The sequence below is a fragment of the Arsenicicoccus sp. UBA6765 genome (assembly GCF_002453335.1).
Taxonomy (GTDB): Bacteria; Actinomycetota; Actinomycetes; order Actinomycetales; family Dermatophilaceae; genus Arsenicicoccus; species Arsenicicoccus bolidensis.
The window spans coordinates 106,205-132,160 of record NZ_DKGR01000024.1 but is presented as its reverse complement, the minus strand read 5'-3'; the positions used below and the strand labels follow the sequence as shown (position 1 = coordinate 132,160).

General features: G+C 72.3%; 27 protein-coding genes. 12 read left to right on the top strand and 15 right to left on the bottom strand.

The features are described from left to right. The first annotated feature begins 62 nt into the window (after nucleotides 1–62). Nucleotides 63–605, top strand: coding sequence for a CGNR zinc finger domain-containing protein (locus B4K29_RS07510; protein WP_037213054.1), 543 nt, complete (start codon nucleotides 63–65; stop codon nucleotides 603–605). Nucleotides 606–1,060: 455 nt separating this feature from the next. On the opposite strand, the gene B4K29_RS07505 is transcribed toward B4K29_RS07510, so the two are convergent. The 3 genes from B4K29_RS07505 to B4K29_RS07495 form a co-directional block, all read right to left on the bottom strand. Beyond that, nucleotides 1,061–1,870 (bottom strand): GTP pyrophosphokinase, encoded by an 810-nt coding sequence (locus B4K29_RS07505; RefSeq protein WP_286958210.1) that lies wholly within the window; start codon nucleotides 1,868–1,870, stop codon nucleotides 1,061–1,063. Between the two features lie 53 nt (nucleotides 1,871–1,923). Next, on the bottom strand, nucleotides 1,924–2,472 hold the full coding sequence (locus B4K29_RS07500; protein ID WP_286958217.1) for a hypothetical protein: 549 nt from the start codon (nucleotides 2,470–2,472) through the stop codon (nucleotides 1,924–1,926). Nucleotides 2,473–2,538: 66 nt separating this feature from the next. Further along, entirely contained in the window at nucleotides 2,539–4,128 is a 1,590-nt protein-coding gene (locus B4K29_RS07495; RefSeq protein WP_286966901.1) for a GMC oxidoreductase, read from the bottom strand. A gap of 148 nt (nucleotides 4,129–4,276) precedes the next feature. On the opposite strand from B4K29_RS07495, the gene B4K29_RS07490 reads away from it, so the two are divergent. The 3 genes from B4K29_RS07490 to B4K29_RS07480 all read left to right on the top strand — a co-directional run bounded on the left by B4K29_RS07490 (nucleotide 4,277) and on the right by B4K29_RS07480 (nucleotide 6,180). Then, nucleotides 4,277–4,861: an OsmC family protein gene (locus B4K29_RS07490; protein WP_313666714.1), complete on the top strand. Its 585-nt coding sequence runs from the start codon at nucleotides 4,277–4,279 to the stop codon at nucleotides 4,859–4,861. A gap of 1 nt (nucleotide 4,862) precedes the next feature. Further along, nucleotides 4,863–5,153, top strand: a complete 291-nt coding sequence (locus B4K29_RS07485) for a GNAT family N-acetyltransferase (RefSeq protein ID WP_286966899.1) — start codon at nucleotides 4,863–4,865, stop codon at nucleotides 5,151–5,153. 76 nt (nucleotides 5,154–5,229) lie between these two features. Then, nucleotides 5,230–6,180, top strand: a complete 951-nt coding sequence (locus B4K29_RS07480) for a hypothetical protein (RefSeq protein ID WP_286966897.1) — start codon at nucleotides 5,230–5,232, stop codon at nucleotides 6,178–6,180. A gap of 208 nt (nucleotides 6,181–6,388) precedes the next feature. Here the strand turns inward: B4K29_RS07480 and B4K29_RS07475 are convergent, their stop codons facing one another. Further along, a complete protein-coding gene (locus tag B4K29_RS07475) occupies nucleotides 6,389–7,096 on the bottom strand; it encodes a TetR/AcrR family transcriptional regulator (protein ID WP_286966894.1) in 708 nt (235 codons plus the stop codon). Nucleotides 7,097–7,222: 126 nt separating this feature from the next. Here B4K29_RS07475 and B4K29_RS07470 point away from each other — a divergent pair, with 126 nt between their 5' ends. Next, nucleotides 7,223–9,916, top strand: coding sequence for an MMPL family transporter (locus B4K29_RS07470; RefSeq protein ID WP_286966892.1), 2,694 nt, complete (start codon nucleotides 7,223–7,225; stop codon nucleotides 9,914–9,916). Nucleotides 9,917–10,117: 201 nt separating this feature from the next. On the opposite strand, the gene B4K29_RS07465 is transcribed toward B4K29_RS07470, so the two are convergent. From B4K29_RS07465 to paaN, 3 genes are all read right to left on the bottom strand, one after another. Next, nucleotides 10,118–10,654 carry an SRPBCC domain-containing protein gene (locus B4K29_RS07465; RefSeq protein ID WP_286966890.1) on the bottom strand — a complete coding sequence of 179 codons (537 nt, stop codon included), beginning with the start codon at nucleotides 10,652–10,654 and terminating at the stop codon, nucleotides 10,118–10,120. Beyond that, complete coding sequence (locus tag B4K29_RS07460) at nucleotides 10,651–10,980, bottom strand: ArsR/SmtB family transcription factor (protein WP_286958252.1); 330 nt, start codon at nucleotides 10,978–10,980, stop codon at nucleotides 10,651–10,653. The genes B4K29_RS07465 and B4K29_RS07460 overlap by 4 nt, the downstream gene beginning before the upstream one ends. A gap of 351 nt (nucleotides 10,981–11,331) precedes the next feature. Then, complete coding sequence (gene paaN / locus B4K29_RS07455) at nucleotides 11,332–13,041, bottom strand: phenylacetic acid degradation protein PaaN (protein ID WP_286966887.1); 1,710 nt, start codon at nucleotides 13,039–13,041, stop codon at nucleotides 11,332–11,334. Between the two features lie 61 nt (nucleotides 13,042–13,102). On the opposite strand from paaN, the gene B4K29_RS07450 reads away from it, so the two are divergent. The 7 genes from B4K29_RS07450 to pabB all read left to right on the top strand — a co-directional run bounded on the left by B4K29_RS07450 (nucleotide 13,103) and on the right by pabB (nucleotide 19,213). Then, nucleotides 13,103–14,344, top strand: coding sequence for a 3-hydroxyacyl-CoA dehydrogenase NAD-binding domain-containing protein (locus B4K29_RS07450; RefSeq protein WP_286958258.1), 1,242 nt, complete (start codon nucleotides 13,103–13,105; stop codon nucleotides 14,342–14,344). A gap of 87 nt (nucleotides 14,345–14,431) precedes the next feature. Then, a complete protein-coding gene (gene paaI, locus B4K29_RS07445; protein ID WP_286966885.1) occupies nucleotides 14,432–14,863 on the top strand; it encodes a hydroxyphenylacetyl-CoA thioesterase PaaI in 432 nt (143 codons plus the stop codon). Between the two features lie 44 nt (nucleotides 14,864–14,907). Beyond that, entirely contained in the window at nucleotides 14,908–16,224 is a 1,317-nt protein-coding gene (paaK, locus tag B4K29_RS07440) for a phenylacetate--CoA ligase PaaK (protein ID WP_286961056.1), read from the top strand. Nucleotides 16,225–16,273: 49 nt separating this feature from the next. Beyond that, nucleotides 16,274–16,555 (top strand): type II toxin-antitoxin system Phd/YefM family antitoxin, encoded by a 282-nt coding sequence (locus tag B4K29_RS07435; RefSeq protein ID WP_019285330.1) that lies wholly within the window; start codon nucleotides 16,274–16,276, stop codon nucleotides 16,553–16,555. Continuing rightward, on the top strand, nucleotides 16,555–16,953 hold the full coding sequence (locus B4K29_RS07430; RefSeq protein WP_286958268.1) for a type II toxin-antitoxin system VapC family toxin: 399 nt from the start codon (nucleotides 16,555–16,557) through the stop codon (nucleotides 16,951–16,953). The genes B4K29_RS07435 and B4K29_RS07430 overlap by 1 nt, the downstream gene beginning before the upstream one ends. 56 nt (nucleotides 16,954–17,009) lie before the next feature. After that, nucleotides 17,010–17,819 carry an aminotransferase class IV gene (locus tag B4K29_RS07425; protein WP_029210147.1) on the top strand — a complete coding sequence of 270 codons (810 nt, stop codon included), beginning with the start codon at nucleotides 17,010–17,012 and terminating at the stop codon, nucleotides 17,817–17,819. Continuing rightward, on the top strand, nucleotides 17,816–19,213 hold the full coding sequence (gene pabB, locus B4K29_RS07420; RefSeq protein WP_286966882.1) for an aminodeoxychorismate synthase component I: 1,398 nt from the start codon (nucleotides 17,816–17,818) through the stop codon (nucleotides 19,211–19,213). Before B4K29_RS07425 ends, pabB begins: the two co-directional genes overlap by 4 nt. 86 nt (nucleotides 19,214–19,299) lie before the next feature. Here the strand turns inward: pabB and B4K29_RS07415 are convergent, their stop codons facing one another. From B4K29_RS07415 to B4K29_RS07380, 8 genes are all read right to left on the bottom strand, one after another. Then, complete coding sequence (locus B4K29_RS07415) at nucleotides 19,300–19,788, bottom strand: methyltransferase (RefSeq protein ID WP_029210149.1); 489 nt, start codon at nucleotides 19,786–19,788, stop codon at nucleotides 19,300–19,302. A 73-nt stretch (nucleotides 19,789–19,861) separates the two neighbouring features. Beyond that, nucleotides 19,862–20,152: a YciI family protein gene (locus B4K29_RS07410; RefSeq protein WP_029210150.1), complete on the bottom strand. Its 291-nt coding sequence runs from the start codon at nucleotides 20,150–20,152 to the stop codon at nucleotides 19,862–19,864. A gap of 9 nt (nucleotides 20,153–20,161) precedes the next feature. Then, complete coding sequence (locus B4K29_RS07405; RefSeq protein ID WP_029210151.1) at nucleotides 20,162–20,800, bottom strand: MBL fold metallo-hydrolase; 639 nt, start codon at nucleotides 20,798–20,800, stop codon at nucleotides 20,162–20,164. Then, complete coding sequence (locus tag B4K29_RS07400; protein ID WP_239265582.1) at nucleotides 20,800–21,885, bottom strand: S-(hydroxymethyl)mycothiol dehydrogenase; 1,086 nt, start codon at nucleotides 21,883–21,885, stop codon at nucleotides 20,800–20,802. Before B4K29_RS07400 ends, B4K29_RS07405 begins: the two co-directional genes overlap by 1 nt. Next, the gene (locus B4K29_RS07395) at nucleotides 21,861–22,799 is read right to left on the bottom strand and encodes an ABC transporter ATP-binding protein (RefSeq protein ID WP_286966880.1); all 939 of its coding nucleotides are present in this window, start codon (nucleotides 22,797–22,799) and stop codon (nucleotides 21,861–21,863) included. The genes B4K29_RS07400 and B4K29_RS07395 overlap by 25 nt, the downstream gene beginning before the upstream one ends. Continuing rightward, complete coding sequence (locus B4K29_RS07390; protein WP_239265586.1) at nucleotides 22,799–23,830, bottom strand: iron chelate uptake ABC transporter family permease subunit; 1,032 nt, start codon at nucleotides 23,828–23,830, stop codon at nucleotides 22,799–22,801. Before B4K29_RS07390 ends, B4K29_RS07395 begins: the two co-directional genes overlap by 1 nt. Beyond that, nucleotides 23,827–24,807, bottom strand: a complete 981-nt coding sequence (locus B4K29_RS07385; protein WP_286958301.1) for a FecCD family ABC transporter permease — start codon at nucleotides 24,805–24,807, stop codon at nucleotides 23,827–23,829. The genes B4K29_RS07390 and B4K29_RS07385 overlap by 4 nt, the downstream gene beginning before the upstream one ends. Further along, complete coding sequence (locus tag B4K29_RS07380) at nucleotides 24,804–25,862, bottom strand: iron-siderophore ABC transporter substrate-binding protein (protein ID WP_239265590.1); 1,059 nt, start codon at nucleotides 25,860–25,862, stop codon at nucleotides 24,804–24,806. Before B4K29_RS07380 ends, B4K29_RS07385 begins: the two co-directional genes overlap by 4 nt. Between the last annotated feature and the right edge of the window lie 94 nt (nucleotides 25,863–25,956).

The following is a 25,956-nucleotide window of genomic DNA, read 5'->3' as shown; positions in this document are numbered from 1 at the left end:
GCGTCATGAGCAAAGTGGGTTTACGCTCATGACGCTAGACCTGTCCTCCGTAAGGAGTCAAGATGACTTTTGCCCATGACACCCGCGACGCTCTGGTATCGATGGCCGCGCTGGTCAACACGGGTGTCGAGCCGGCGACCCTGCAGACCCTGGAGGACCTCGAGGAGTTCGTCGGGCAGTTCGGCTACACCGGGGCGCGGGCGCACGACGAGCGCGAGCTGGCGGGCGTCATACGGCTGCGTCGCGAGCTGCACCGGCTGTGGGAGCTCGACGAGGAGGGCGTGGTCGGCCTGGTCAACGACCTGCTCGCCCGCCACCAGGCGCTGCCGCAGGTGGTGCGCCACGAGGGCTGGTGGGACTGGCACCTGCACGCCATCTCCAGCGAGGCGCCGCTGGCCGACCGCATCGCCGTCGAGTCCGCGATGGCGATGGTCGACGTGGTGCGGTCCGGCGAGCTCGACCGGCTGCGGGTGTGCGAGGCCGAGGACTGCGACGGCGTGATCGTCGACCTGTCCAAGAACCGCTCGCGCCGCTACTGCGACCGCGGCTGCGGCAACCGCATGGCCGTCCAGGCCTACCGCTCCCGCAAGACCTACCGCGGGTAGAGGCATCGACCGGCCTCCGTTCACCAGGCCGATGTTCCGGAGGCCGGCTGATGGGTCTACCTGAGGCAGTCACGTCCGCCCGGGTTGGCACGCCAGGCTGATGTGACCAAGGCGGGCGGATCCTGCGGTCCCGTGCGCAGCCGGGAACTCACATGCACAACGCGCGATCTGGAGCGGTCCGCCTGCGCGTTTGCGCCGTTCTGCGTGCGAGTTCTGCGGTCGGGGCGAGGAGTGGGACCCGCTGGGAAGCAACTGCTGCAGATGCGAGGCACGCCCGACATCCACGTGTTGCGGCACAACGAAATTCGCGAGGACCCCGGCACGGAGTGCAGCAGTTGTGCACACATGGGGACCGTCCGCGCATGGGGGTGGCCGGCTCGTCATACAAGCTGGCGGGAGCCGGAGACGGCGACCTGGCGTGAGGCCGGCGTCCGGCATACGACCACGAAGCATGCTCAGGCGGAGGGCCCGGCGACATCCGGCCCCGGACGCCCCCTCCCCGCACGCGACTCCCGCACCAGGGCCAGGAAGTCGTCGACGTCTCCCGGGGTGACGGTCATGCTGCCGGGAGGCTCCTCCCCTGTCAGGTCCTGGATCGCGACCGACAGCCGCTCCATCTCGGCGTCCAGGTGCGACGCGGCGTCCGCGGCGTCCCGCAGGCCCTGGGCGATCTCGGCCGGGACCTCGTGGTCGTACTTGTAGAAGATCTTGTGCTCCAGGCTCGCCCAGAAGTCCTGCGCACTCGTGCGGAACTGCATCTCGACGGGCACCTGGACGCTGCCGTCCGAGAGGAACACCGGGATCTCGACGATGGCGTGCAGCGAGCGGTAGCCGCTCGGCTTGGGACTGGCGATGTAGTCCTTGACCTGGAGGAGCCGGACGTCCGACTGGCGGCAGAGCAGCTCCTGGATCCGGTAGACGTCCGGCGTGAAGCTGCACACGACCCGGACGCCCGCGATGTCGCGGACCTCGCGGCGGATCTCGTCCAGGCTGGGCCCGCAGCCCGTCTTGCGGACCTTGGCGATGATGCTCTCCATCGACTTGAGCCGGCTCGAGACGTGCTCGATCGGGTTGTAACGGTGCAGCTGCTGGAACTCCTGCTGGAGGATGCGCACCTTGGTCTCGATCTCCTGGATCGCGAACTGGTACGCCGTGATGAACTTCGTCAGCTCGACGCGGGCCTCGCTGAGCGAGGTCAGGATCTCGGGCAGCTCGGCGGAGACGTCGTCGCCACGGCCCGGACGCTCGGAGAGGGGATCGTCCACCCGGTCACACTAGACGTGCTCTGCCAGACGTGCGCCCGACCGGTCGGAGTGACTCAGGGCGAGGTGCGCGCCCGCGCGACCCGTCGCAGCGTGGACCCGGCGAAGAACGCGACGAACCGGGCGGTCGTCCGAGCCCTGCGGGCACGGGTGAAGCCGCGGCCACGCACGGCGCCCATCAGGCTCAGCAGATCTCGCCGGCCGATCCGCAGCACGACGGGCAGGGCCGGCCCGGTGCCGTCCTCCCTCTGCACGGTGGCGCGCAGGGTGGTGAGGTCGCGGAGCACGGACGCCGGGGCCCGGCCGCTCATCGTCTTGCTCCCCGACAACCGCCACGGCTCTCCGGCGTCGCCGTGGAGGTGCAGCTCATAGCTCATCGCCTGCGCACTCCCGTCGGCAAACAGGGACAGCGTGCCCGCGGCGGGCGCGGAGACCAGGTGCCCCTCCACGTCGACCGTGCCCTCCACCGCGAGCGTGTGGGTGGGGTCGGCGAGGAAGAGGTCGATGCTGCGCGCCACCGCCGTGAGCTGCATCGTCACGCGCGGCAGGCCGGGCGCCGAGGAGACCATGCGTTCACTGAAGGTGACGCCGCCTCCGCTGGTCATGGCCCGGAGCTCGGCGGAGAAGCTCGACGCGGCGTCCTCCGGGACGACCCTCGAGGCGACGTCGGGTCACTCGGGAGCGCGCCAGTGGGGGCGCCCGTCGCGGCGGATGATGGCTTCCAGGGACTGCTCGGCCGCCGCCAGGATGGTCGCCGAGGGGTTCACGCCGGTGGACGCCGGCAGGACCGAGCCGTCGACCACGAACAGCCCGGGGTATCCGTGAACCTCACCGACCTCGTCCACCACCCCCGTGGCCGCGTCCGGGCCTGGCGGGACGCCGCCGAGGGGATGCACGGTGGTCGTCCGGCGCAGGAGCGACCAGGTGACGGGGTTGTAGAGCCGGGCGTCGAGCAGGCTGGCCAGCAACGGCCCTACCCTGCGCTGCGAGCGGATCAGGTGGGTCTGCCAGCGGTTGCGCCAGGAGAGCACGGCCTTGCCGGACCTGTCGAGGCGCAGCGTCCCCTCTCCGGAGTCGTGCCCCATCGCGAGCACGGTGAACATGCGTCGAGGGTCGGGGCCCGCGAACCGGCGCCGCCACCACCTGCGGACCTGCCGGCCGGGCACGATGGCGCCGAAGAGCTCCTGCAGGGCGACGGGGAACGCGGCGTCCTGCACCTGGTACCAGACCGAACCCCGCCCCTCGGGCACGTCCAAGATGGTGGTGCTGGTGATCGTCGGTCCGGTCGTCATGTCGCCGCGCTCCTCGCGCAGCTCGGCGAGAGTCAGGAAGTCGCCGTTGCCGGAGAAGCTGTGCCCGAGGAGCGGCGAGAGGTGCGGGAGGGTGCCGGTGACGTCGCGCGACCGCAGGAGCAGCTCGGTGGTGGCGACAGCGCCGGCGGCCAGGACGACGCGAGGGGCCCGCCACTCACGAGGGTCGACCGAGGGGTCGCTCGGCGTCCGCGCCGTGACGACGAAGCCGCTGGCGGTCGGCGTGACGGCCGTGACCTCGGCGTCGGTGACGCTGCGCGCGCCGTGCGCCTCGGCGACGGCGAGGTAGGTGACGTCCAGGGAGTTCTTGGCCCCCTGGTTGCAGCCGAGGACGCACTCCCCGACGAAGGAGCAGCCGCGCCGAGGCACCCCGTGACGATTCGCGCGCCATACCTCCGGGTCGCCGAAGGTCACGGCCAGGTTGGGACGCACCGTCGCGTCCGGGCGGCCACGCAGGGCCATCAGCTGCTCGACCAGGACGGTGCGCGGCGTCGGCTCCCCCGTCCTCGGGTCGTCGCCCGCCGGCGACACGTCGAGCATGTGGGCGGCCAGGTCGTAGTAGGGGTCCAGCCCGGCCCGGCGCAGATGGGCCGGCCAGCGCTCGCTGAACGCGGCGTCGAAGGGCCGGGCGAAGACGTTGGCGTAGGCGAGCGATCCACCGCCCCAGCCGGCGACCTGCACGGCGAGCATGCCCTTGAGCCAGCGGATGTCGTAGAGCCCCTGGCCGATCCGCCACAACCACCCGGCCGCCAGCCGGGGATCCCGGGGGAAGTCGCCTGGCCCCCAACGCCGTCCACGCTCCAGGACGATCACGGTGGAGCCCGCCTGGGCGAGCCGGGCCGCCGCGACCGCACCGCCGAAGCCGCTGCCGACGACGATCACGTCGGCATCGAAGGTGTCGAAGGTGCCGACGCTGCTGGAGCTGCTGGAGCTGCCGAAAGTGTCAGGCACGGCTCGCCTCCTCCCAGCGGGTCCCCTCCCACGGTAGACCTGCCTGCTGAGGGTGGGGAGGGGCCTCGGATACGTCGTCGGCGTGGCACCGTGGCAGGTGCGAAGGCACATCCCGGTGCTGGTCGCAGACAGCGCAGGAGGACCTTGGATGACCACGCAGGAGCACACCTACGACCTGACCGTGACGTGGACCGGCAACCGGGGCACCGGGACCGGCTCGTATGCCGGATACGCCCGCGACCACGTGGTCAGCGCAGCGGGTCCGACCCCCATCGCGGGGTCCGCCGACCCGGCCTTTCGCGGTGACCCGTCCCGCTGGAACCCCGAGCAGCTGCTCGTCGCCTCGCTCGCCCAGTGCCACATGCTCTGGTACCCCCACCTCGCGGCGCAGGCGGGGGTCACGGTGATGGCGTACGAGGACCGCCCGCACGGCGTGATGACGACCGGGACGAACGGTGCCGGGCAGTTCGAGCGGGTCACCCTGCGGCCACGGGTCACCGTCACGGCCGGCAGCGACGTCGACCTGGCTCGGTGGCTGCACGCCGACGTGCCCGGCCTGTGCCTCATCGCGCGGTCGGTGAGCTTCCCGGTCGACCACGAGCCCGAGATCCTGGTCGCGCGCGAGCCCGGGTCCGAGGCCGGGTCCGAGGCCGGGTCCGAGACCGCGCCACCGGAGCCGGCCGCGGCTAGGGTCGAGGAGGCAGTACGTCCCGCACCGCAGGAGAAGCACTGACATGAGCGACGTCCAGGTCACCGACAACGCCGACGAGCACCGCTACGAGGCCCGGATCGACGGGGAGCTGGCGGGTTTCGCCGAGTACCTCCTCACCGACGAGCTCGTCGTGTTCACCCACACCGAGGTGGACCCGGCCTACGAGGGCAAGGGGGTCGGCAGCGCCCTGGCGCGCTTCGGCCTCGACGACCTGCGCGAGCAGGGGACGCGCACGGTGATGCCGCAGTGCCCGTTCATCAAGGGCTGGATCGAGCGGCACCGCGACTACGTGCCGCTCGTCTACGGCGCTTGACGTCAGGTCCACGTGAGGTGATCGGCTGGTCTCCCGAGCCGCTGACGGCGACGCCACCGCACCCGCAGGAGACGCCATGACCTGGACCATCGACGACGACACCGTCCGCGCCCTGCTCACGCCCGGCGACGCCGTCGGCTGGATGGAGGAGGCCCTCGCCCGCCACCACGCCGGCACCCTCGAGGCGCCACCTCGTCTGGCAGCGCCGCTCGGGGGTGGCCGGCTCGTCCTCACCGCCGGGCACAGCGGGGACGAGTTCTACGGCTACCGCACCTACGACACCCTCCCCACGACCTCCGACGAGCAGGTCACTGTCGCGCACGACACGACGACCGGGCGCGTGCTGGCCGTGCACGTCGGACATGCCCTCGGGGCGTGCCGGACCGGCGCCCTGGGCGGGGTGGCCACGCGGCACCTCGGGCCCGGGAGCGATGACGTGACCGTGGGGATCGTCGGCGCCGGGACGCAGGCGTGGGCGCAGCTCTGGGCCCTCACGGCGAGCCTCACCCCGAGCGCCGTGCGCGTGACCTCCCGCACGCCGGTGGGCCGCGAGGCATTCGCCGACCGTGCCCGGCGCGAGCTGGGGCTGTCCACCGAGGCCCTCGCGTCGCCCCGGGATGTCGTCGCCGGTGCGGACGTCGTCATCCTGGCCACCACCAGCAGCTCCCCCGTCATCGACGCCGCCTGGCTCGAGCCGGACGTGCTCGTCGGCACCGTGGGGCCGAAGCAGGTAGGGCGTGCCGAGCTCGCGGTGGACCTCGTAGCGTGCGCCGACCTGGTGGTCACGGACTCGCCGGCCCAGCTGCGGGCCTACGACCCGCCGGCGCTCGTGGCCGACGCCGGGATGGCCGACCGCGTGGCGTCGCTCGGGGAGATCGTGGCCGCGTCGGGAGGGCCGGCAGCAGAGGGTTCGACAGGGCCGCAGCGTCGCGGGCGGCGCGTCTACCTGTCCGTCGGGCTGGCCGGCACCGAGGTGCACCTCCTCGGTCGCCTCTGGGAGCAGCACGGGCGACAGGCCCCGGTATGACGCCACGCCGCCGCCTCGCGCGGATCTGCGAGGCGGCGGCGCTCCGGCATACCGCCTCGAGCCCCAGACATCGCGGAGACCTGGGCACCGAGCTCGGTGCCCAGGTTTCCGCGATCCCGAACCGGCAGGATCCGCCTGAGCTGGACACGCCGCCATGGCGTGCGAACCCAGGCCGATGTGCCCGCCTCAGGTAGGTCTGAGCGAGAGGTCAGACGGCGAGCTCGCGCAGGTCGGCCGAGGTCGGGCGCTCGGGACCGGCCTGGTCCACGAGCCGGTCGGCGTGAGCGTCCAGCACGTCCGCGACAGCGTGGGCGACGGCTCGCGCGACCTCGGGACAGACGTCCGCGCGAGCGAAGGCAGCATCGACGGTCCGGCGCACCGCGGCCAGGATCCCCGGCCGGCGCTCGGGAGCGTCGAAGCCGCGCAGGACGGCACCCGCCGTCAGCATCGCGAGCGTCTCGGCGGCGGCCACCGCGTCCTCCGCTCGGATCAGACCGCCCGCGACGGCGGCGCGGGCCACGTCGGGCTCGGTCTCGGCCCACCTCGTCCTCTGACCATCGCGCTGGCGCCCCTCGGCCAGCTCGAGGACGCCGCCCAGGTCAGCCAGGAACTCGCTCAGGTAGTCGCTCCCCCACAGGGCCTCCACCTGCCCGACCAGGAAGCCCCCCAGGCTGAACGCAGCCGGGTCGCCCAGCACCTGTCGCCGCTGCACCTCCGCCAGCCGCGCTCCCTCCAGCGCCGCCAGCGCCTGCAGCAGACGCGCCTTGCTGGGCCAGTAGAGGAACACCGTGCCCTTGCCGACGCCCGCTCGCTGGGCCACCGCCTCGATGGTCGTTCCGCGGACCCCGCAGTCGCGGAGCACGGTCTGCGCCGCCCGCAGGATCTCCACCGTGTGGTCCCTGGCCGGTCGGGCCACAGCACACCTCCTCGATCGCTCGTCCCTAGACCCTACATTATTGACTCTGGTTGCTGACTGGTCATATATTCGGGTCAACAATCCGTCGATGGAGCCGGATCCTCTACGCACACCCATAGGAGACCCGTGGCAACCCTCTTGTACCGGATCGGGCGCGGCGCCTATCGGCGCTGGCCGGCGGTCCTCGTCGGATGGCTCGTCGTGATGCTCGGCGTCGGCGGCTTCGCTGCAGCCAAGTCCGAGCCGATGTCCACCACCTTCTCGATCCCCGGCGTCCCGGCCATCCAGGCCGCCGAGCTCCAGCACGAGCTGTTCCCCTCGGCACAAGCCGCGGACAAGCAGGTCACCGGGCAGGTCGTCCTGAAGGCCCCCGAGGGACACACGCTGGCCGAGCAGCCCTACAAGGGACAGGTCGACGCCCTCGTCGCCGACCTCGCCAAGACCCCCCAGCTCGACCAGGGCTCCCGCTCCTCGCTGGTCAATCCCGCCACCGCCGGACCGGCGCTGACCGAGCGGGCCGTCCGGTCCCAGGTCGCGCAGGGGACGCCGCGCGCCACCGCCGAGACCAACGCGAGCTACCTGTCACCCCTCTCGGCGGACAAGCGCTACGGCACGGTCTCGTGGACCTTCGCCGCCGACCAGCCTCAGGACATCGAGCAGAGCACCCAGGACTACGTGCGCTCCGCCGTGTCCCGTCACTCCGGCAACGGCCTCGAGGCGGTCCCCGGGGGCACGGGCATGCGGGCGATGGGCGAGATCGGCGTCACCTCCGAGGCGATCGGCATCGGCGTGGCGCTGATCGTGCTCGTCCTGACCTTCGGCTCCTTCGTCGCCGCGGGTCTGCCCATCCTGGCGGCCATCATCGGGGTGTCCCTCGGCATCATCGGCATCCGGGCCGCGACCGCCTTCGGCGACATCGCGAGCACCACCCCGACGCTCGCCTCGATGATCGGCCTCGCCGTCGGGATCGACTACTCGCTGTTCATCCTGTCCCGCTACCGCAGCGAGCTGCGGCACACGTCCGACCGGTCCCACGCCATGGGGCGCGCCATCGGCACAGCCGGCACCGCCGTCGTCTTTGCCGGCCTCACCGTCGTCATCGCGCTCGTCGCGCTGGTCTTCTCCGGCATCTCCCTGCTGGGCTCGATGGGTATCGCCGCCGCCTGCACCGTCGCCATCGCCGTGATGGTGGCCATCACGCTGCTCCCCGCGATCCTCGGGATGCTCAAGGGCAAGGCCTTCGCCGGCCAGGTCCGGCGCCGGGCAGACGTCGACGAGGAGGACCACCAGGCCGTCAACGGCTCGGTCCGGCTGGGCCAGGGCATCCGCCGATCCCCGGTGGTCGTGGCGCTGGTCGCAACCCTCGCGCTCACCGCCCTGGCGATCCCCGCCAAGGACCTCCACCTCGGGCTGCCGTCCAGCACCACAGCTGCGGAAGGCACGGACGCCCGCCGGTCGGCCGACATGCTCAACGAAGGTTTCGGCCCCGGCAAGAACGCCCCGATGGTCGCGGTGATCGACTCCCGCAGCGTCCCGGACCAGCAGCGCCGGGCCGCCGCGCTCGCCGACGCCCAGCGGTGGGCCGCCTCCGACCACGGCGTCGCCAACGCCCAGGTCGTCCAGGCGACCAAGGACGCCTCGGGCGCCGTCATGCTCATCACCCCGCGCACCGCCCCCGAGGACGAGGCCACCGACGAGACCCTCTCGCGGCTGCGCGACTCCGTCGGCGGCCTCGAGGACCGCACCGGCGCCACGATCGGCATCACGGGCCAGACCGCGATCGCCGCCGACGTCTCGAGCGAGCTCGCCGACGCCCTGCCGACCTACCTCGGCATCGTGGTCGGCCTCGCATTCCTGCTGCTGGTGCTGGTGTTCCGCTCGATCTGGGTGCCGATCCTGGCGACCCTCGGCTTCGTCCTGTCCACCCTCGCGACGCTCGGCGTCACCGTCGGTCTCGTGCAGGAGGGCTGGCTGGGGATCTTCGAGCCGCAGCCGGTCATGAGCGTCATGCCGACCCTGCTGATCGGCATCGTCTTCGGACTGGCCATGGACTACCAGGTCTTCCTCACCACCCGGATCCGGGAGGCCTACGTGCACGGCATGGAGGCCAAGGACGCCGTCATCGACGGCTTCCGCCACTCCGGGCGCGTCGTGACCGCAGCCGCGCTGATCATGATCTCGGTCTTCGCGGCCTTCGCCTTCCAGGACGAGCCCCTCATCAAGTCGATCGGCGTGGCGCTCGCCACCGCCGTGCTGCTGGACGCCTTCCTGGTCCGGATGATCCTGATCCCTGCGCTCCTGCTCGTGATGGGCCGGCACGCCTGGTGGATGCCCGCGTGGCTGGACCGGTTGGTGCCGCACATGGACGTCGAGGGGGCGACGCTCGCCACCGAGGCTCCGGACGACCGGCCGGTGGGCACGCACCGGGAGCCCGCGCCGGACCGCGGTGCGATCGGCGCATCGTCCGGGGCCGGGCTGGCGACGATCGTTGGGTCCTCCTCGCGCACGGTCACGGGGGATCTCTCCACCACGGTCGTGGCGTCGCCCTCGATCACGGTGCACGACGAGGCGCAGCGCGAGCACACGGCGTCGCACGGCCTGGCCGACTGGCACGCGTTCCACGGCGACGTGACCGACACCGAGGGTGCCCCGCGGGGCGCCGGGACCGTCACGCTGCTGGACGCCGACGGCCGGCCTCTCGCCCGCACCGCCGTGGGGCAGGAGGGTCGCTATTACCTCGCGGTACCGTCAGCGGCCCGCCCGCGCCGGATCACGATCGAGGTGGACGCCGTCCACGAGGAGAGCTCGCTGCGCCACTGACAGGGCGTGGCGACCGACCGGTGCGGGCTCAGGGGGGCTCGCACCGGTCGTATGACGGATGCGCCGCCGCCTCGCGGGGATCTGCGAGGCGGCGGCGCTGCGGCATACGGCCTCGAGCCCCAGACATCGCGGAGACCTGGGCACCGAGCTCGGTGCCCAGGTCTCCGCGATCCCGAACCGGCAGGATCCGCCTGAGGCAGGTCAGGAGCCGGCGCCGGCCATCTGACGACCCGTCTCGAGGTAGGTCTTCATGCCGGCCAGCACCCACGGCCAGCCGCCGCCACCCTGCGCCGCGTCGCCACTGCCCTCGATGTCCTGCGCGGTGCTGGGCGCGCTCGTGCAGTCGTGCGTGAGGGTGAGCGCCGTGAGGGGGCCGTCATGCTCCGTGAGCTCCCAGGTCAGGGTCGTCTCCTGCTGGTGCCACGCGGCGATCCAGCTCTGGACGAGCCTGCGGGGCGGGTCGGACTCCAGGACGCGTCCGGTGACGGCGACGTCGCCCATCCCCATCTGCTTCATCTCCTCGGTCGTGTGGCTGACGTAGTCGCCGCCCTCGCGAAGGTCGTACTCGACGATGCCGCCGTAGCCGTACTTGGTGCTGAACTCCGGCGTCGTGATGGCATCCCATACGCGCTGGGCGGGGGCCTCGATGTAGACCCGGAAGACCTGGATCTCGGGGGCCTGACGCTCGGTCGTGGTGGTGCCGGCGGTGGTGGTGCTGGTGGTCTGGGTGTCGCTCATGGCTGGTCCTCCAGGGTGCGCTTTAGGTCGATGAGTGCTGAGACGTGGTGCTGGGTGTATTTGTCGATCCAGCGGTCGTGGATCAACCGGATGGGGACGGGGTTGAGATGGTGCAGCTTGGTCCGCCCCTGCTTGCGGGTCGTGACCAGCCCCGCGTCCTCGAGGATCCGCAGGTGCTTGGCCACGCCGAATCTCGTCATCTCGGTGCGTCGCGCGACGACGGCCTCCAGCTCGCCCTGGGTCCGACCGTCCTGGTCGAAGAGGGCGTCGAGGAGCAGCCGCCGCGTCGGGTCGGCAAGCGCCTTGAACACCAGGTCGTCATCCACACCTCGACCATAGGTGACCAAAGAGTCACATGTCAAGGGATGGGGGCGCATTATGTGCGACAGCTGCGCTCCGAGCGCGGAGGGTGCACGGATCGGGGCGCCGCACGGTGCGAGGTCAGCGCTCCGAGCGCGAGGCATTCACGCCCGTATGGCGGGCCCGCCGCCTCGCGGGGACCGGTGATGCGCCGGGCGGTCGGCATACGAGATCGGCCCGGAACGCGGAGACCTGGGCACCGTGCACGGTGCCCAGGTCTCCGCGAGCAGGTCCTGCCATCACGGCGCAGGACCCGCCGGGGGCAGGATCATCCGCCTGCTGGACGAAGGCCGGCGAGTGTGACTACCGGCGGTAGGTCAGACGTGGCGGCGGCTCGTGATCACGCGGAACCGGTTGGCGACGAACGCCGCGTCGGAGTAGGCCGCGTTGGCCGCGGGGTTGGCGCCGGTGCCGTGGTAGTCCGAGAACGCCGAGGTCTGGTTGACGAAGACCTGACCGGTGAGGTTCTCCGAGAGGGCGACCCCGCCGTCGGCCGCGGCCTCGCGCGCCTCCTCCAGCACGGCCTGCGAGGTGGAGTAGACCGATGCCGTCATCGCGCCGTGCTCGGCCACCGTGTCGGCGAGCTGCGCGAGCGACTGCTCGGTGGACTCGGTGGCGATCACGAACGACACCGGCCCGAAGTACTCCTGGGTGTAGACGTCCTCGTGCCGCACGTCGAGCTGCACGATCCCGGGCGTCCGCACGACGGCGTCCGGCCACGCGGGGTGGGGCACGGCGCGCGTGTCGAGCACGACCCGCCCCTCCCCCTCGGCGGCGATCTCGGCGAGCGACCCGGCGTTGGAGCGGACCTGGTCGTTGACGGTGGCGCCGAGGATCTCGACGGCCTTGGCGTCGTCGCCGGTGAAGCGCGCGACCGCGGCGCCGAGCCGGTCGGCGAACTCGTCGGCGGACAGGTGGCCCTCGTCGGTGTCGACGCCCGTCTTGGGGAGGTAGATGTTCTGCGGGGCGGTGCACATCTGCCCGGAGTAGAGCGAGAGGGAGAACGCGAGGTTGCCCAGCGTCGCCTTCAGCGCGTCGGTGGAGTCGACGACGATCGTGTTGACGCCGGCCTTCTCGGTGTAGACGAGCTTGCCGCGCGCGGCCGCCTCGGTCTCGAGCCAGGCGCCGAAGCCCGGCCCGCCGGTGTAGTCGATGATCGCGATCTCGTCGCGCTCGGCGAGGTCCTTGGCGAGGGTGCCGCCGTCGCGGTCCGCGGCCAGCTGCACCAGCGCCCGGTCGAAGCCCGCCTCGGCCAGGACGTCGCGGCAGACGGCGACCGTGATGGCCAGCGGCAGGATCGCGCGCGGGTGGGGCTTGACCACGACGGCGTTGGCGGTGGCCAGCGAGGCGAAGATGCCGGGGTAGGCGTTCCACGTCGGGAAGGTGTTGCAGCCGATGACCAGGCCGACGCCACGGCCGACGACCTTGTAGTCCTTCTGCAGGCGCAGGGGCTCGCCCTTGGCGGGCTTCTCCCAGGTCACGGATGCGGGGATGCGCTCCTGCTCGACGAGGGCGGCGGTCACGGCCTCGAGCGCGCGGTCCTGCGCCTCGGGGCCACCGGCCTGGAAGCTCATGACGAACGGCTGACCGCTCGTGTGCATCACGGCGTTCGCCATCTCGAAGGACCGCTTGTTGAGCCGGTCGATCATCTCGACGCAGACGGCCGCGCGGACCCGGGGACCGGCGTCGCGCCAGGCGCGCATGGCCGCGCGCGCCGCCGGGAGCGCCTCGTCGAGGTCGAGCACGGGATAGGTGATCGCGAGGGTCGGGCCGTATGGCGACACCTCGTCGCCCACCCGCTCGCCCGTCGACGGCTGGTCGTCCAGCGGCGCGAAGGTGGAGCCCACGTGCGCGTCATACGCAGCGAGGCCGGACTCGGCGGAGCCCTCGCCGTAGACGCGGGGGCTCGGGGAGGCGGGATAGCGGGAGTAGAAGCTGCGGGTGCGCAGCGCCTCGGCGGCCTCGTCGAGGGTCGCGGCGTGGGCGTCGAGGAATGGGTGGCTGGGCGTCGTTGCCTGGGTGGTCACGTCCCGATCCTAACGAGGGGTTCGCCTCGCCGCGAGGCTGCCGACGTGCCACGATGCGTGCATGAGTGACCACGCGAGCGAGCAGTCGAGCACCACGCCCGCAACGGGGCGGATCGCGGTCGTCGGGGCCGGGGCGATGGGGTCCGGGATCGCCCAGGTCGCCGCGCAGGCCGGGCACGAGGTCGTGCTCGTCGACGCGCGAGACGGCGCCGCCGAGGAGGCGATCGAGCGGCTGCGGGCGACGCTGGGCCGGCTCGCCGACAAGGGCCGCATCACCGCCGACGAGGCCGCTGCCGCCGCGGGCCGGCTGCAGGCCGCCGAGGACGTCCGGTCGCTGCCGGCCTGCCGGCTCGTGATCGAGGCGGTGGTGGAGGACCTCGAGGTCAAGCGTGAGATCTTTGCCACGCTGGCCGCCCGCCAGGACGCCGACACCATCCTCGCCTCCAACACCTCGAGCCTGTCGATCACGGCCATCGCCGAGGGCATCGCGCACCCCGAGCGCATCATCGGCCTGCACTTCTTCAACCCCCCGCCACTGATGGCGCTGGTCGAGGTCGTGCGGGGCGCGCGCTCGGGCGCGGACTCGGTCGAGGAGGCCTGCGAGCTGGTGCGCGCGTGGGGCAAGACGCCCGTGCGGTGCGCCAGCACACCGGGATTCATCGTCAACCGGGTGGCGCGGCCGTTCTACGGCGAGGCTCAGCGGATGGTCGCCGAGGGCATCGCCGACGCGGCGACCATCGACGCGGCGCTGCGCGGGGCGGGCTTCAAGATGGGGCCGTTCGAGCTCACGGACCTCATCGGGCAGGACGTCAACCTCGCCGTCGGCACGTCCGTGTGGGAGCAGACCGACCACGACGCGCGCTACGAGCCCACGGCCTACCAGCAGGACCTGGTGGCGCGAGGAGCGTTGGGGCGCAAGACGGGTCACGGCGTCTATCGGTATGACGAGAACGGCCGGGCGCTGGACGCGTCACCGGACGAGGCCGCGGTGGAGCTGCTCGTGGGCGGTCCGGTGCGGACCGATCCCGTCGCGCGGACACTGGCGATGCTGGTCAACGAGGCCCTGGCGGTCGTGGTGCGCGGCGAGGCGTCCGCCGAGGACGTGGACACCGCGATGAGCCTCGGCACCAACTACCCGCGCGGCCCGATCCAGTGGGGGCGCGAGATCGGCTTCGACGTGATCAAGGACCAGCTCGAGGAGCTGGCCGCGATCTATCCGGGCGGCCGCTACCGGCCGTCCAAGGCCCTCACCCACGACCTACCTCAGGTAGGCACATCCGCCGGGGTTCGCACGCCAGGCTGATGCCCCTACCGGGGGTAGAGGCATCGACCGGCCTTCGTTCCCCAGGCTGATGTACCTACCCCCGGTAGGTCACGACGAAGGAGTCGCATGCTGGATCCGGATCTGGCCCACGTCCGCACCATGTGGGACGAGGACGGCGCCTCGCGCCACCTCGGCATCGAGCTCGTCGAGGTGTCGATGGCCGACGGCCTCGGCCGGGCCCGCACCCGGATGGCCGTCACCGACACCATGGTCAACGGCCACCGCATCATGCACGGCGGCTACATCTTCACCTTCGCCGACTCGACCTTCGCCCTCGCCTGCAACGCCGGCGGCGAGCTGACCGTGGCGGCGGGCTGCGACATCGACTTCATCCGCTCCGCCGCGCTGGGCGACGTGTTGCTCGCCAAGGGGATCGAGCGAGCGCGCTACGGCCGCAACGGGATCACCGACGTCACCGTCACGCGCGAGAGCGACGGCGCGCTGATCGCCCACTTCCGTGGACGCTCCCGCGCCCTCAAGCCCCGACCGAGCGCCTGAGCGGCGCAGCCATCGCCCGAGCAGGCCACGACGAAGGAGTGGACATGACACTGCCCCCCATCGACGAGCGACCCGACCTCTACGACGACGCCGAGCGCTGGTCCGTCGACGAGCTCCGCGCACACCAGCTCGAGCGCCTCCAGAGGACGGTGCGGTCGGCATACGACCACGTCCCCCACTATCGCCGCCAGCTCGAGGAGCGCCAGGTCCACCCCGACGACATCACGGCGCTCGAGGACGTCCGGCTCCTGCCGTTCACGTCCAAGAAGGACCTGCGCGACAACTACCCCTTCGGGCTGTTCGCCGTGCCGCGCGAGGAGGTCGTGCGGATCCACGCGTCGTCCGGCACCACGGGCAAGCCGACCGTCGTGGGCTACACCCGCGAGGACATCACCACCTGGGCCACCCTCGTCGCCCGCTGCATCCGCGCCGCCGGCGGACGGCCCGGCGACCTCGCCCACATCTCCTACGGCTACGGCCTGTTCACCGGCGGCCTCGGCGCGCACTACGGCGCGGAGCACCTGGGCTGCACGGTCGTGCCGGCGTCGGGCGGCGACACCGAGAAGCAGATCCAGCTCATCCAGGACTTCAGGCCGCGCATCATCTTCGTCACCCCGTCCTACTTCCTGTCGATGATCGACGCGATGGAGGCGCTGGGCATCGACCCGCGCGAGACCTCGCTCGAGCTGGGGCTGTTCGGCGCCGAGCCGTGGACCGAGGCGATGCGCCAGGAGATCCAGGAGCGGGTGGGCATGCACGCCACCGACATCTTCGGCCTGTCCGAGCTGATGGGTCCGGGCGTCGCGCAGGAGTGCGTCGAGACCAAGGACGGCCTGACGCTGTGGGAGGACCACTTCCTCGCCGAGATCGTCGACCCGCTGACCGACGAGCCGGTCAGTGACGGGGAGCAGGGCGAGCTGGTCTTCACGTCGCTCACCAAGCAGGCCATGCCGGTCCTGCGCTACCGCACCCGCGACCTCACCCGCCTGCTGCCGGGCACCGCGCGCCCCGCGATGCGCCGCCTCGAGAAGATCACCGGGCGCACCGACGACCTCATGATCGTGCGCGGCGTCAACGTCTTCCCCACCCAGATCGAGGAGATCGTGCTGGGCATCGAGGGGCTCTCGCCATACTTCCAATGCGTCCTCACCCGCCCCGGCCGCATGGACGAGCTGACCATCCGGATCGAGGCGCAGCACGGCGTCGGCGAGGAGCGGAAGCGGGCGATCGAGCGCGAGCTCAAGCACCACATCAAGTCCCGCATCGGCACCACGGCCCGCATCGAGATCCTGCCCGAGGGCGGGGTCGAGCGGTCGGTGGGCAAGGCGCGCCGGATCGTGGACGAGCGCGGGATGTCCTGACCACCGTCCGGCCACCGCGAGTAGCACTCCAGGTGCTACCTTTGCTCGTATGACGCAGACCATCGGCATCCGTGAGCTGCGGCAGCACGCCAGCCGCTACGTCGCCGCCGCGCACGCGGGCGAAGAGATCCTCGTGACCGACCGCGGCCACCCGATGGCGCGGCTGGTGCCCCTGTCGCCGCTCGAGCAGCGCATCGACTACCTGGTGCGCAAGCACGGCGCCCATCCCCCCGCCGATCCGAGCATCAAGGCCTGGGAGATCGAGCCCGCACCGAACGACGGCACCGACACCCAGGCCATCCTGGACGAGGGCCGGGCCGAGCGCTTCTGATGGCGACCTATCTCGACACGTCGGCACTGGCCAAGCTCTGCACCACGGAGGCCGAGTCGCTCGCGCTGAGGCGGTGGCTGGCCGACGCTCCCCAGCCGCTCGCCACGTCCATCGTGGGCGAGGTGGAGCTCGGCAGGAGCATGGCCAAGGTCGGCGGGGCTGCGGCGTCCGTCGCCGAGACGCTGCGACGTGCTCTGGTCATCCTGCCGCTGACCCCCGCCGTGGCCGAGCGGGCCCGCCGGCTGCCGCCGGGCGTGCTGCGCTCGCTCGACGCCATCCACGTCGCGACCGCTCTGGAGCTGGGCGAGGACCTCACCGCGGTGGTGAGCTATGACCAGCGGATGATCGACGCGGCGACGGCGGCGGGGCTCGAGGTCGTCTCGCCAGGACGGGACTGACGCGAGGGGCGGCGGCCCGTGCGGAGGGGGCGCGGCATACATGACACGATGCGCCCGTGAAGAAGACCGAGGCCGTCCGTGACGGCGAGCGCTGGTGGTGGGGCCCGCAGCCTCCGGGCGACCACCCCCCGCAGGTGATCGACTCCTGGCTGGTGCAGGAGGGGCGGTCGCGGCGCCCGGAGCGACACATCCAGCGGTTCGCCGCGACGGCCGAGTTCTTCGTGCACTTCCAGGACCTGGACGTCGTCGTCGACGAGGTCTTGGCACGAATCCCTCGCGCCGACAGGTGGTTTCCGCGGCTGGAGGCCTACAACGACGCCGTCGCCCTGTGGCTGCGGCCCGCGAGCGACACCCCCACCCAGATCTCGCTGTGGATCGCCGACGTGCCGGACCCGCGCAAGTGGCCGCACATCAAGGGCCCTGACCTGGTCGTGCAGCGCCAGCTGCAGCTGCGGGCACGCGAGCTCGGCGCCGACGACGCACTGCTGTGGCGGGTCGAGGAGCGGCTGCCCGAGGCCGTCGAGGCGACCTACTCAGCCCTGGTGTGGTGGGACGGCCAGCACTTCGTCACGCGCCCGCTCGACGAGCTGTCCCTGCCCTCGGTCACGATCGAGTGCCTCGAGATCGCCCTCGCCGACACCCCGCACCCGCTGACGCGCGGTCGCGTCTCGGTCGACGCCCTGCTCGACAAGCCCGTCTGGGCGGTCAATGCCGCACGCGGGGTCCAGGCCGTGACGAGCTGGGTCCTGCCCGACGGCGCGATCCGCGACACCCCGCACGGCGCCGTCACGTCCGGGCTCGACGACCTGCTCCGCACCGCCCTCGAGGAGACCATCGGGCCGTTGCCCGAGCAGCTCACGACATGATCGTAGAACCGCTCGGTCTCGCCGTCGACCCCGGCGCTGCCTACACCGCGCTGTTCGGCGAATCCCGTTGGGCCTGCTGGCTGGACAGCGCGCGGGCCGAGCCCGGCCTGGCCCGGTTCTCCTATCTCGGATCGCCCGGGCCGGAGGGTGAGGTGCTGACGTATGACGTCGGCCGGGGCCATGTCGTGGTCACCGCCGGTGGCCGCAGCCGCCGCGAGGACGGGACGATCCTGGACGCGTTGCGGCGCCGGGCCGCGCCGCCCGAGGATGCCGCGCCGCCCGAGGATGCCGCGCCGTTCGAGCTGGTCGACGGGTGGGTGGGCTACCTCGGCTACGAGCTGAAGGGCGACCTCGGCGCCACCAACCGCCACACGTCGCCCCACCCCGACGCCGTGTGGATGCGCTGCGACCGGCTCCTCGCCCTCGACCACGAGACCGGCGACGCCTGGCTGGTCGCGCACGGCGACTCCGCTGCCGCCTGGGCGGCATGGGCGCGAGATCGATTGTCGGGCGCGGCTTCTCGCGCTCCGGGGATCACCCGAGCGCCATGGCCGGATGACGAACCGCGCCGCCCCACAGCGCATCTCGCTCGCAACGTCGCGCAGTACCGCCAGGACGTCGAGACCTGCCTCGAGGCGCTGCGACGGGGCGAGTCCTACGAGATCTGCCTCACCGACACGGTTCTCGCGGAGTCGCACGACGACCCGTTCGACATCTATCTGCGGCTGCGCGAGCTCAACCCCGCCCCGCACGCGGCCTACCTGCGCCTCGGGGACCGGCACGTCCTGTCGGCCAGCCCCGAGCTGTTCCTGCACGTGACGGGTGACGGCGAGGTGTCGACCAAGCCGATCAAGGGGACGGCAAGGCGTCATACCGACCCCACCCACGATGCCCGTGCCGCAGCCGATCTCGCCGCCGACGCCAAGACCCGTGCCGAGAACCTCATGATCGCCGACCTGCTGCGCAACGACCTGTCACGCGTCTGCGACCCGGCGACGATCCACGTGCCTCGACTCATGCACGTCGAGTCCTACGCGACCGTGCACCAGCTCGTGACGACCGTGCGCGGGCGGCTTGCCGAGGACCGCACCGCGATCTACGCCCTCGAGGCGTGCTTCCCCGGCGGGTCGATGACGGGCGCCCCCAAGCACCGCACCATGCAGATCATCGACGAGCTCGAGACGCGGGCGCGCGGGATCTACTCAGGGGCACTGGGTTTCGTCGACCGCAGCGGCGCGGTGGACCTGTCCGTCGTGATCCGCACCGCCGTCATGCACCACGGGCAGGTCGAGATCGGCGCGGGCGGGGCGATCGTCCTGGACTCGGACCCGCAGGCCGAGACCGACGAGATGCTGCTCAAGGCCGCCGCCGTCCTACCCGCCCTCCGACCCTGACCTTCCCGGTCGCGATCGGGTGACTTCACTGCTCGTCTACCCGCAGCAGACTCACCCGATGCCGCGGGGTGGGGCCAACAGGCGCGTCAGGGCTTTCGCGCCACCTGGTCGGCCCAACGCCCGAGATCGCCGAGCCAGCCGATCGTGCCGATGCTGGTGTAGACCACGTCGAAGTGACCGGTCACGGCGGCGCGGGCGTCGAGCACGTCCGATTCGACCCACGTGACCTCGGTCCCGGTCGTGGCGGCGAGCCGACGCGCGGCTGCCAGCGACGATAGCGAGAAGTCGACCCCCGTCATACGACCGCCGGCGCGGGCCAGGCTGATGGTGTCGGTGCCGATGTGGCACTGCAGGTGCACGACGTCGAGGCCGCGCAGCGAGCCCTGCGGCAGGTGGGCGGCGAGGGCGGGCAGGTCGTCGCTGACCACGGTGGAGAGGTATGCCGGGTCCTCGGCGTAGCGCTCGATCCCGTAGGCGACCTCGTGCAGGCCCGCCCGCTCGTCCCAGTTGGCGCGGTTGGCGTCCCGGGCGACGGCCCAGTCGACGTCGACGTCGGTGCCCTGCTGCTCGCTCATGGCCAGAACCTACCGGGGGCCGAGGCATCAGCCTGGCGAACGAAGGCCGGCCGATGCCTCGGCCCCCGGCGGGTCAGGGCTGGGCGGCGAAGACGCCGATGACGGGGTTCCACTCGGTGACGTCGATCCCGGCGACGAGGCCGTGCTGCTGGAAGGGATCGTCCCCCAGCAGCGAGCGCACCTCGTCGGCGCTGTCGGCGCGGAGGATCAGCAGCGCCGACGCCGGCTTCACGTCGACGTAGGGACCGGACGCCTGCAGCGACCCCGCCTCGGCGAGCCGGCCGAGGAACGCGCGGTGCTCGGGCCGGATCTCGTCGAGGCGGGGGTCGTCGGAGTAGGAGTAGCGGACTGCGTAGTAGGCCATGGCCACACCCTAGGCGGCGCTGGGGTCCTCCCACCCGTCGGCGCCGGCCCGCTCGGCGCCGATGGTCGTGTCCGGGCCGTGCCCGGTGTGCACGATCGTGTCGTCGGGCAACGCAAAGAGCCTGGTGCGGATCGAGTCGACGATGGTGTCGTATGACGAGAACGACCGCCCCGTCGCGCCCGGGCCTCCCTGGAAGAGGGTGTCACCGCTGAACACGCGCCCCAGCTCCGCGCTGTAGAAGCAGGTACCGCCCGGCGTGTGCCCCGGCGTCGCGATCGCCCGCAGCGTCACCCCGCCCACGGTGATCTCGGTGCCGTCGACGATGTCCTCGTCGGGCTGGCGCGTGTCATAGGTCTGCTGCCACAGCTCGAGGTCGTGCGGGTTGAGCCAGATCGGGGCGCCCGTGGCCTCCGCGAGAGCGGCCGCCTGGTTGACGTGGTCGTCGTGCGCGTGCGTGCACACGATCGCCGCCAGCCGACGCTCGCCGACGGCGGCGGCGATGGCCGAGGCGTCATGCGGGGCGTCGAAGACCACGCACTCGTCATCGTCGCCGACGATCCACACGTTGTTGTCGACGTCCCAGGTGCCCCCGTCGAGGGAGAACGTCCCCGACGTGACGAGCTGCTGGACCTGCACGTCGCCGGCCATCAGAGCGTCACCACCGAGCGGAGGACGTCACCGCGCTTCATGGTGGCGAAGGCCTCCTCGACGTCGCCCAGCCCGATCGTCTCGGACACGAACGCGTCCAGGTCGAGCCGCCCCTGCAGGTAGAGGTCGATGAGCATGGGGAAATCGCGAGAGGGCAGGCAGTCGCCATACCAGCTGGACTTGAGCGACCCGCCACGACCGAAGACGTCGAGCAGCGGCAGCTCGATCCGCATCTCCGGTGTCGGCACCCCCACGAGCACCACGGTCCCCGCGAGATCGCGTGCGTAGAACGCCTGCTCGTAGGTCTCGGGGCGACCCACCGCCTCGATGACGACGTCCGCGCCGTTGCCGTCCGTCAGCGCGCGCACCGCCTCGACGACGTCGCCGTCGGCCGGGTCGATGGTGTGCGTCGCCCCCATCGAGCGCCCCTTCTCACGCTTGCGGGGGTCCGGGTCGATGCCGATGATCGTGGCCGCGCCCGCGAGACGCGAGCCGACGACGGCCGCCATACCGACGCCCCCGAGGCCGATGACGGCCACGGAGTCGCCACGACCGACGCCGCCGGTGTTGATCGCGGCGCCCAGCCCGGCCATGACGCCGCAGCCCAGCAGACCCGCCGCCTCGGCGCCGGCGCGCTCGTCCACGCGCGTGCACTGACCGGCCGCGACCAGCGTCTTCTCCGCGAAGGCCCCGATCCCCAGCGCCGGCGTCAGCTCGGTGCCATCCGTGAGGGTCATCCGCTGCTTGGCGTTGTGCGTGGCGAAGCAGTACCACGGACGCCCGCGGCGGCAGGCCCGGCACTCCCCGCACACGGCGCGCCAGTTGAGGATCACGAAGTCCCCGACGGCGACCTCCGTCACGCCCTCCCCGACGGCCGAGACGCGGCCGGCGGCCTCGTGCCCGAGCAGGAAGGGGAACTCGTCGTTGATCCCGCCCTGCTGGTAGTGGTAGTCGGTGTGGCAGACGCCGCACGCCTGGACGTCGACGACGGCCTCGCCCGGCCCCGGGTCGGGGATCACGATGTCGACGAGCTCGACCGGCTCGCCCTTGGCTCGGGAGATCACTCCCTTGACGGTGGTGGGCATGTGCGCCCCTTCCTGGCCTCGCGGCCGGTTGACCATGCACTCACCCTCTCATTGCCCGTGGCCCTGGGCGACCAACCGGTTGTATGCCGGAAACGCCCGGAACGCGGGTCGGACGCCGTCCAGGACGGGCGGTGGGGCGAGCAGCGGGGCACCACGAGCGGGGTCCCGGACTCGGGGTCGGCGATCACGCGCGCGTCCAGGGCGAACACGTCGCGGACCAGCTCCTCGGTCAGCACGTCGGCGGGTGCGCCCTGCGCCGCGACCACGCCGCCGCGCATGGCGACGAGGTGGTCGGCATACCGCGCCGCCAGGCCGAGGTCGTGCAGCACCATGACGACGGTGGTGCCCCGCTCGGCGTCGAGGGCGGCGACCAGGTCGAGCATCTCGAGCTGGTGGGTGAGGTCGAGGTAGGTCGTGGGCTCGTCGAGCAGCAGCAGGTCGGTCTCCTGCGCGAGGGCCATGGCGATCCACACGCGCTGGCGCTGGCCGCCGGACAGCTCGACGACGGGGGTGTCGGCGAGCGCGGTGGTGCCGGTCTCGGCGAGGGCCCGCTCGACGGCCTCGGCATCGTGGGCCGTGTGCCGGCGCCACAGCCCCTGGTGCGGGTGGCGGCCACGGGCGACCAGCTCGGCGACGGTGACGCCGTCGGGGGCGACGGGGTGCTGGGGCAGCAGGGCGAGAGCGCGGGCCACGGTCCGGGTGGGCTGCTCGTGGATCGGGCGACCGTCGAGCAGCACGGCGCCCGAGCGCGGGCGCAGCAGCCGGGCGAGGCCGCGCAGCAGCGTCGACTTGCCGCAGGCGTTGGGGCCGACGACGACGGTGACGCGGCCGTCGGGGATGGCGAGCGTGAGGTCGCGGACGACCGGCTCCCCGCCGTAGCCGAGGGTCAGGTCGCGGGTGGCCAGTCGGGTCATCACAGGGTTCCTTCGGTACGGCCGCGGGTCATCAGCCAGAGCAGCACGGGGGCGCCGGTGACGCCGGTGACGACGCCGGCGGGCAGGTGGACGTCGGGGATCACGTGGCCGCCGATCAGGTCTGCGGCGACCACCACGACCGCGCCGACGAGGGCCGCGCCGACGATCGTCGGGCGACCGCGGTCCAAAGCCCGGGCGATCGGCCCGGCCATGAACGCCACGAAGGCCATCGGCCCCACCGCCGCCACCGCGAGCGCCAGCACCACGACGCCGACGGCGAGGAGCAGGTCCGCGGCGTGGCGCCGCCCGCCGAGCCCGAGCGCGAGGTCGTCGCCGAGCTGCAGCGCGGGCAGGTCCCGGCTCGCGACCCAGAGCAGCAGGTATGCCGCGACCGACGTCACGGCGAGCCACCGGATCGTCGTCCAGTCCGCCTGGCCGAGGCTGCCGGTCAGCCATCGGAGCACGAGCTGGGTGTCGAACTCGTCGGCGCGGGTGAAGAGGTAGTGGACGACCGAGGCCAGCACCGACGAGACGCCGACGCCGACCAGGACGAGGCGCTCGCCGGTGGACTGCGCGACGACCCGCACGAGGACGGCCACGACCAGGGCCCCCGCCACGGCAAGGAGAGACAGCGTCGGCCCGCTGACGCCGAGCACCACGATGCCGACGACCGCGGCGGCCGAGGCGCCCATGCCGACGCCGACGATGTCGGGGCTGGCCAGCGGGTTGCGCAGGACGGTCTGGAAGGTCGCGCCGGCGGCGCCGAACGCAGCACCGGCGAGCAGGGCCAGGACGGCCCGGGGCAGGCTGCTCTCCATCAGGATGAAGCTCGCCCCCGGGATGACCTCGCCCCGCAGGATCGCGACGGCGTCGACGACGGGGATCACCAGGTCCCCCAGCAGGGCTCGTGCGACGGCCAGGCCGAGCGCGAGGACCGCGAGGACGACGAGGAGCACGCGGTGGTGGGCGCGCCGGCTCAACGAACGTCGCGCCTCGCGGGTCGCGGGCTCCCGCACGGCGAGGGTGCTCACAGCCGCCCCCGTCGCACGGCCCACACGAAACCGGGCAGGCCGACCATCGCCGTCATGATCCCGACCTGCACCTCCGACGGCGGCAGCACCACGCGTCCCACGGTGTCGGCGGCGGCCACCAGCGCCGCCCCCAGCACGGCGCTGAGCGGCAGCACGCGACCGTGGGCCGGGCCGACGACGGACCGTGCGGCGTGCGGGACCAGCAGACCCACGAAGCCCACGGGCCCGGCGAGGGCGGTGGCACCGGCGGCCAGCAGCACGGCGACCGCACCCACGGCCCAGCGGGTGCGGGTGGGGTGGGTGCCGAGGGCCGCGGCGGCGTCGTCACCGAGCGCCAGCGCGTCGAGCCGCCGAGCGAGGACCAGCGACAGCACCGCCCCCACGACCAGCACGGGACCGACGGCGGCGAGCAGAGCGAGGTCGCGCCCACCGATGGTCCCCACCTGCCAGAAGCGGAACGCCTGCAGCGTCCCGTGGTCCCCCAGCAGCAGGGCCGTCGACACCGAGGTGAGCGCGGCGGTCACGGCCGCGCCGGCGATGGTGACCGAGCCCGGCCGCAGGCCCCCGCGCGACACCGCCGCCAGCAGGTGCACGACGATCGCGGCGACCGCTGCCCCCACGAACGCGGCGCCCACGTGCGCCAGCGGCGCGGACAGCCCGCCGATGCTGATCGCCACCACCATCGCGAGCGACGCCCCGGCGGACACCCCGAGGATCCCGGGGTCCGCCAGGGGGTTGCGCGTCAGCCCCTGGAAGCAGGCCCCCGAGAGCCCGAGCGCCGCGCCCACGACGACCGCCAGCACCGTCCGGTCGACGCGCGCCATCGCGATCGCGTGCAGCGGGTCGGCCGGGTCGAGCAGGGCGCTGGGTGCCACCGCCCGCGAGCCGACGAGCAGCGACGCGGCGAGCGCGACCAGCAGGACCAGCAGCGGTGAGAGGGCCCGGACGGCGACCGGCGCGGGGACGGCCCGGCTCATGCGCCCTTGACGGCCTTGACCACGCCGGGGAGGTACTTGTCGACGATGAACGGCATCGACAGCGGGCTGGGGTTGGTGACCGACAGGCCGATCTGCTTGTCCACCTCGGCATAGGCGTGCCCCGACTTCAGCGCCGGGATCTGGCCGATCAGCGGGTTGGCCTTGAACGAGGCGATGTCGGCGGGCTTGTCGGCATACGTGAGGAGCACGTCGGACTGGATCGTCGAGGCCTGCTCGGCGGAGACGTTGCCGTAGAACTGGCCGGGCTTGACGGCGGTGCCGACGATCGGCGCGCTCGTGAGGCCGAACGACTCGAGGGCGCGGACGCGGTTGTCCTCCTTGCCGTAGATGCCGATCTGCGACAGGTCTGTCGTGGCGAGGTAGGCGAAGACCATGGATTTGCCGGCCAGCTCGGGGTGGGCCGTCTTGGCGTCGGCCACGACCTTGTCGGTCTGGGCGCGGACGGCGGTGGCCTTGGTCGGGCGGCCGAGGGCCTTGCCCACCATGTCCAGGGAGGTGGTCCAGGGGGTCACCCAGGGCGCGCCGGGCTGGGCGACGACCGGGGCGACCTTGGACAGCGTGTCGTAGTCCGCCTTGGTCAGCCCCGAGCCCGTGGCCAGGATGACGTCGGGCGCGAGCTTGGCGATCTCGGTGACGGGGATGCCGTCGGTGTCGTCGTAGCGCGTGGGCGCCTTGCCACCGAGCTTGGCGACGGCCGCGTCGAACCAGTCCGTGGACTTGGCGGCGTTGCCGCCCCAGGTCATCGCGGTGGCGCCGACGGGCACGACGCCGAGGGACACGGCCATGTCCTGGTCCACCCAGCCGACGGTCGCGACCTTGGTGGGCTCCTTGGTGATCGTGGTCTCACCAAAGCTGTGCTTGAGCGTCACCGGGAAGGCACCCTGCTCGGCGCCGCCCGAGCCCAGCGACGCGGCGCCGGACGAGGCCTGGCCGGACTCGGCTCCAGCGCCGGAGCCGCCTGAGCCGGAGCCGCACGCGGCCAGGGCGAGCGTGGCGGACGTGAGCACCAGCAGGGAGCGGCGAGACAGAGACAAAGCGGGTCCAATCGTCGATCAGGGTTGCCTAAGTTAGGCACACCTTATCCCTATCGTTCGACCCATCGCACAGCGCGGCCGTCAGCGGGACCCC

What these genes read in the sequence shown, in the direction of transcription:
- B4K29_RS07510 (WP_037213054.1), top strand. Translation starts at nt 63, where the DNA reads ATGACTTTTGCCCATGACACCCGCGACGCTCTGGTATCGATGGCCGCG.
- B4K29_RS07500 (WP_286958217.1), bottom strand. Translation starts at nt 2,472, where the DNA reads ATGACCAGCGGAGGCGGCGTCACCTTCAGTGAACGCATGGTCTCCTCG.
- B4K29_RS07490 (WP_313666714.1), top strand. Translation starts at nt 4,277, where the DNA reads ATGACCACGCAGGAGCACACCTACGACCTGACCGTGACGTGGACCGGC.
- B4K29_RS07485 (WP_286966899.1), top strand. Translation starts at nt 4,863, where the DNA reads ATGAGCGACGTCCAGGTCACCGACAACGCCGACGAGCACCGCTACGAG.
- B4K29_RS07480 (WP_286966897.1), top strand. Translation starts at nt 5,230, where the DNA reads ATGACCTGGACCATCGACGACGACACCGTCCGCGCCCTGCTCACGCCC.
- B4K29_RS07465 (WP_286966890.1), bottom strand. Translation starts at nt 10,654, where the DNA reads ATGAGCGACACCCAGACCACCAGCACCACCACCGCCGGCACCACCACG.
- B4K29_RS07450 (WP_286958258.1), top strand. Translation starts at nt 13,103, where the DNA reads ATGAGTGACCACGCGAGCGAGCAGTCGAGCACCACGCCCGCAACGGGG.
- paaI (WP_286966885.1), top strand. Translation starts at nt 14,432, where the DNA reads ATGCTGGATCCGGATCTGGCCCACGTCCGCACCATGTGGGACGAGGAC.
- paaK (WP_286961056.1), top strand. Translation starts at nt 14,908, where the DNA reads ATGACACTGCCCCCCATCGACGAGCGACCCGACCTCTACGACGACGCC.
- B4K29_RS07435 (WP_019285330.1), top strand. Translation starts at nt 16,274, where the DNA reads ATGACGCAGACCATCGGCATCCGTGAGCTGCGGCAGCACGCCAGCCGC.
- B4K29_RS07430 (WP_286958268.1), top strand. Translation starts at nt 16,555, where the DNA reads ATGGCGACCTATCTCGACACGTCGGCACTGGCCAAGCTCTGCACCACG.
- pabB (WP_286966882.1), top strand. Translation starts at nt 17,816, where the DNA reads ATGATCGTAGAACCGCTCGGTCTCGCCGTCGACCCCGGCGCTGCCTAC.
- B4K29_RS07415 (WP_029210149.1), bottom strand. Translation starts at nt 19,788, where the DNA reads ATGAGCGAGCAGCAGGGCACCGACGTCGACGTCGACTGGGCCGTCGCC.
- B4K29_RS07410 (WP_029210150.1), bottom strand. Translation starts at nt 20,152, where the DNA reads ATGGCCTACTACGCAGTCCGCTACTCCTACTCCGACGACCCCCGCCTC.
- B4K29_RS07405 (WP_029210151.1), bottom strand. Translation starts at nt 20,800, where the DNA reads ATGGCCGGCGACGTGCAGGTCCAGCAGCTCGTCACGTCGGGGACGTTC.
- B4K29_RS07400 (WP_239265582.1), bottom strand. Translation starts at nt 21,885, where the DNA reads ATGCCCACCACCGTCAAGGGAGTGATCTCCCGAGCCAAGGGCGAGCCG.
- B4K29_RS07395 (WP_286966880.1), bottom strand. Translation starts at nt 22,799, where the DNA reads ATGACCCGACTGGCCACCCGCGACCTGACCCTCGGCTACGGCGGGGAG.
- B4K29_RS07385 (WP_286958301.1), bottom strand. Translation starts at nt 24,807, where the DNA reads ATGAGCCGGGCCGTCCCCGCGCCGGTCGCCGTCCGGGCCCTCTCACCG.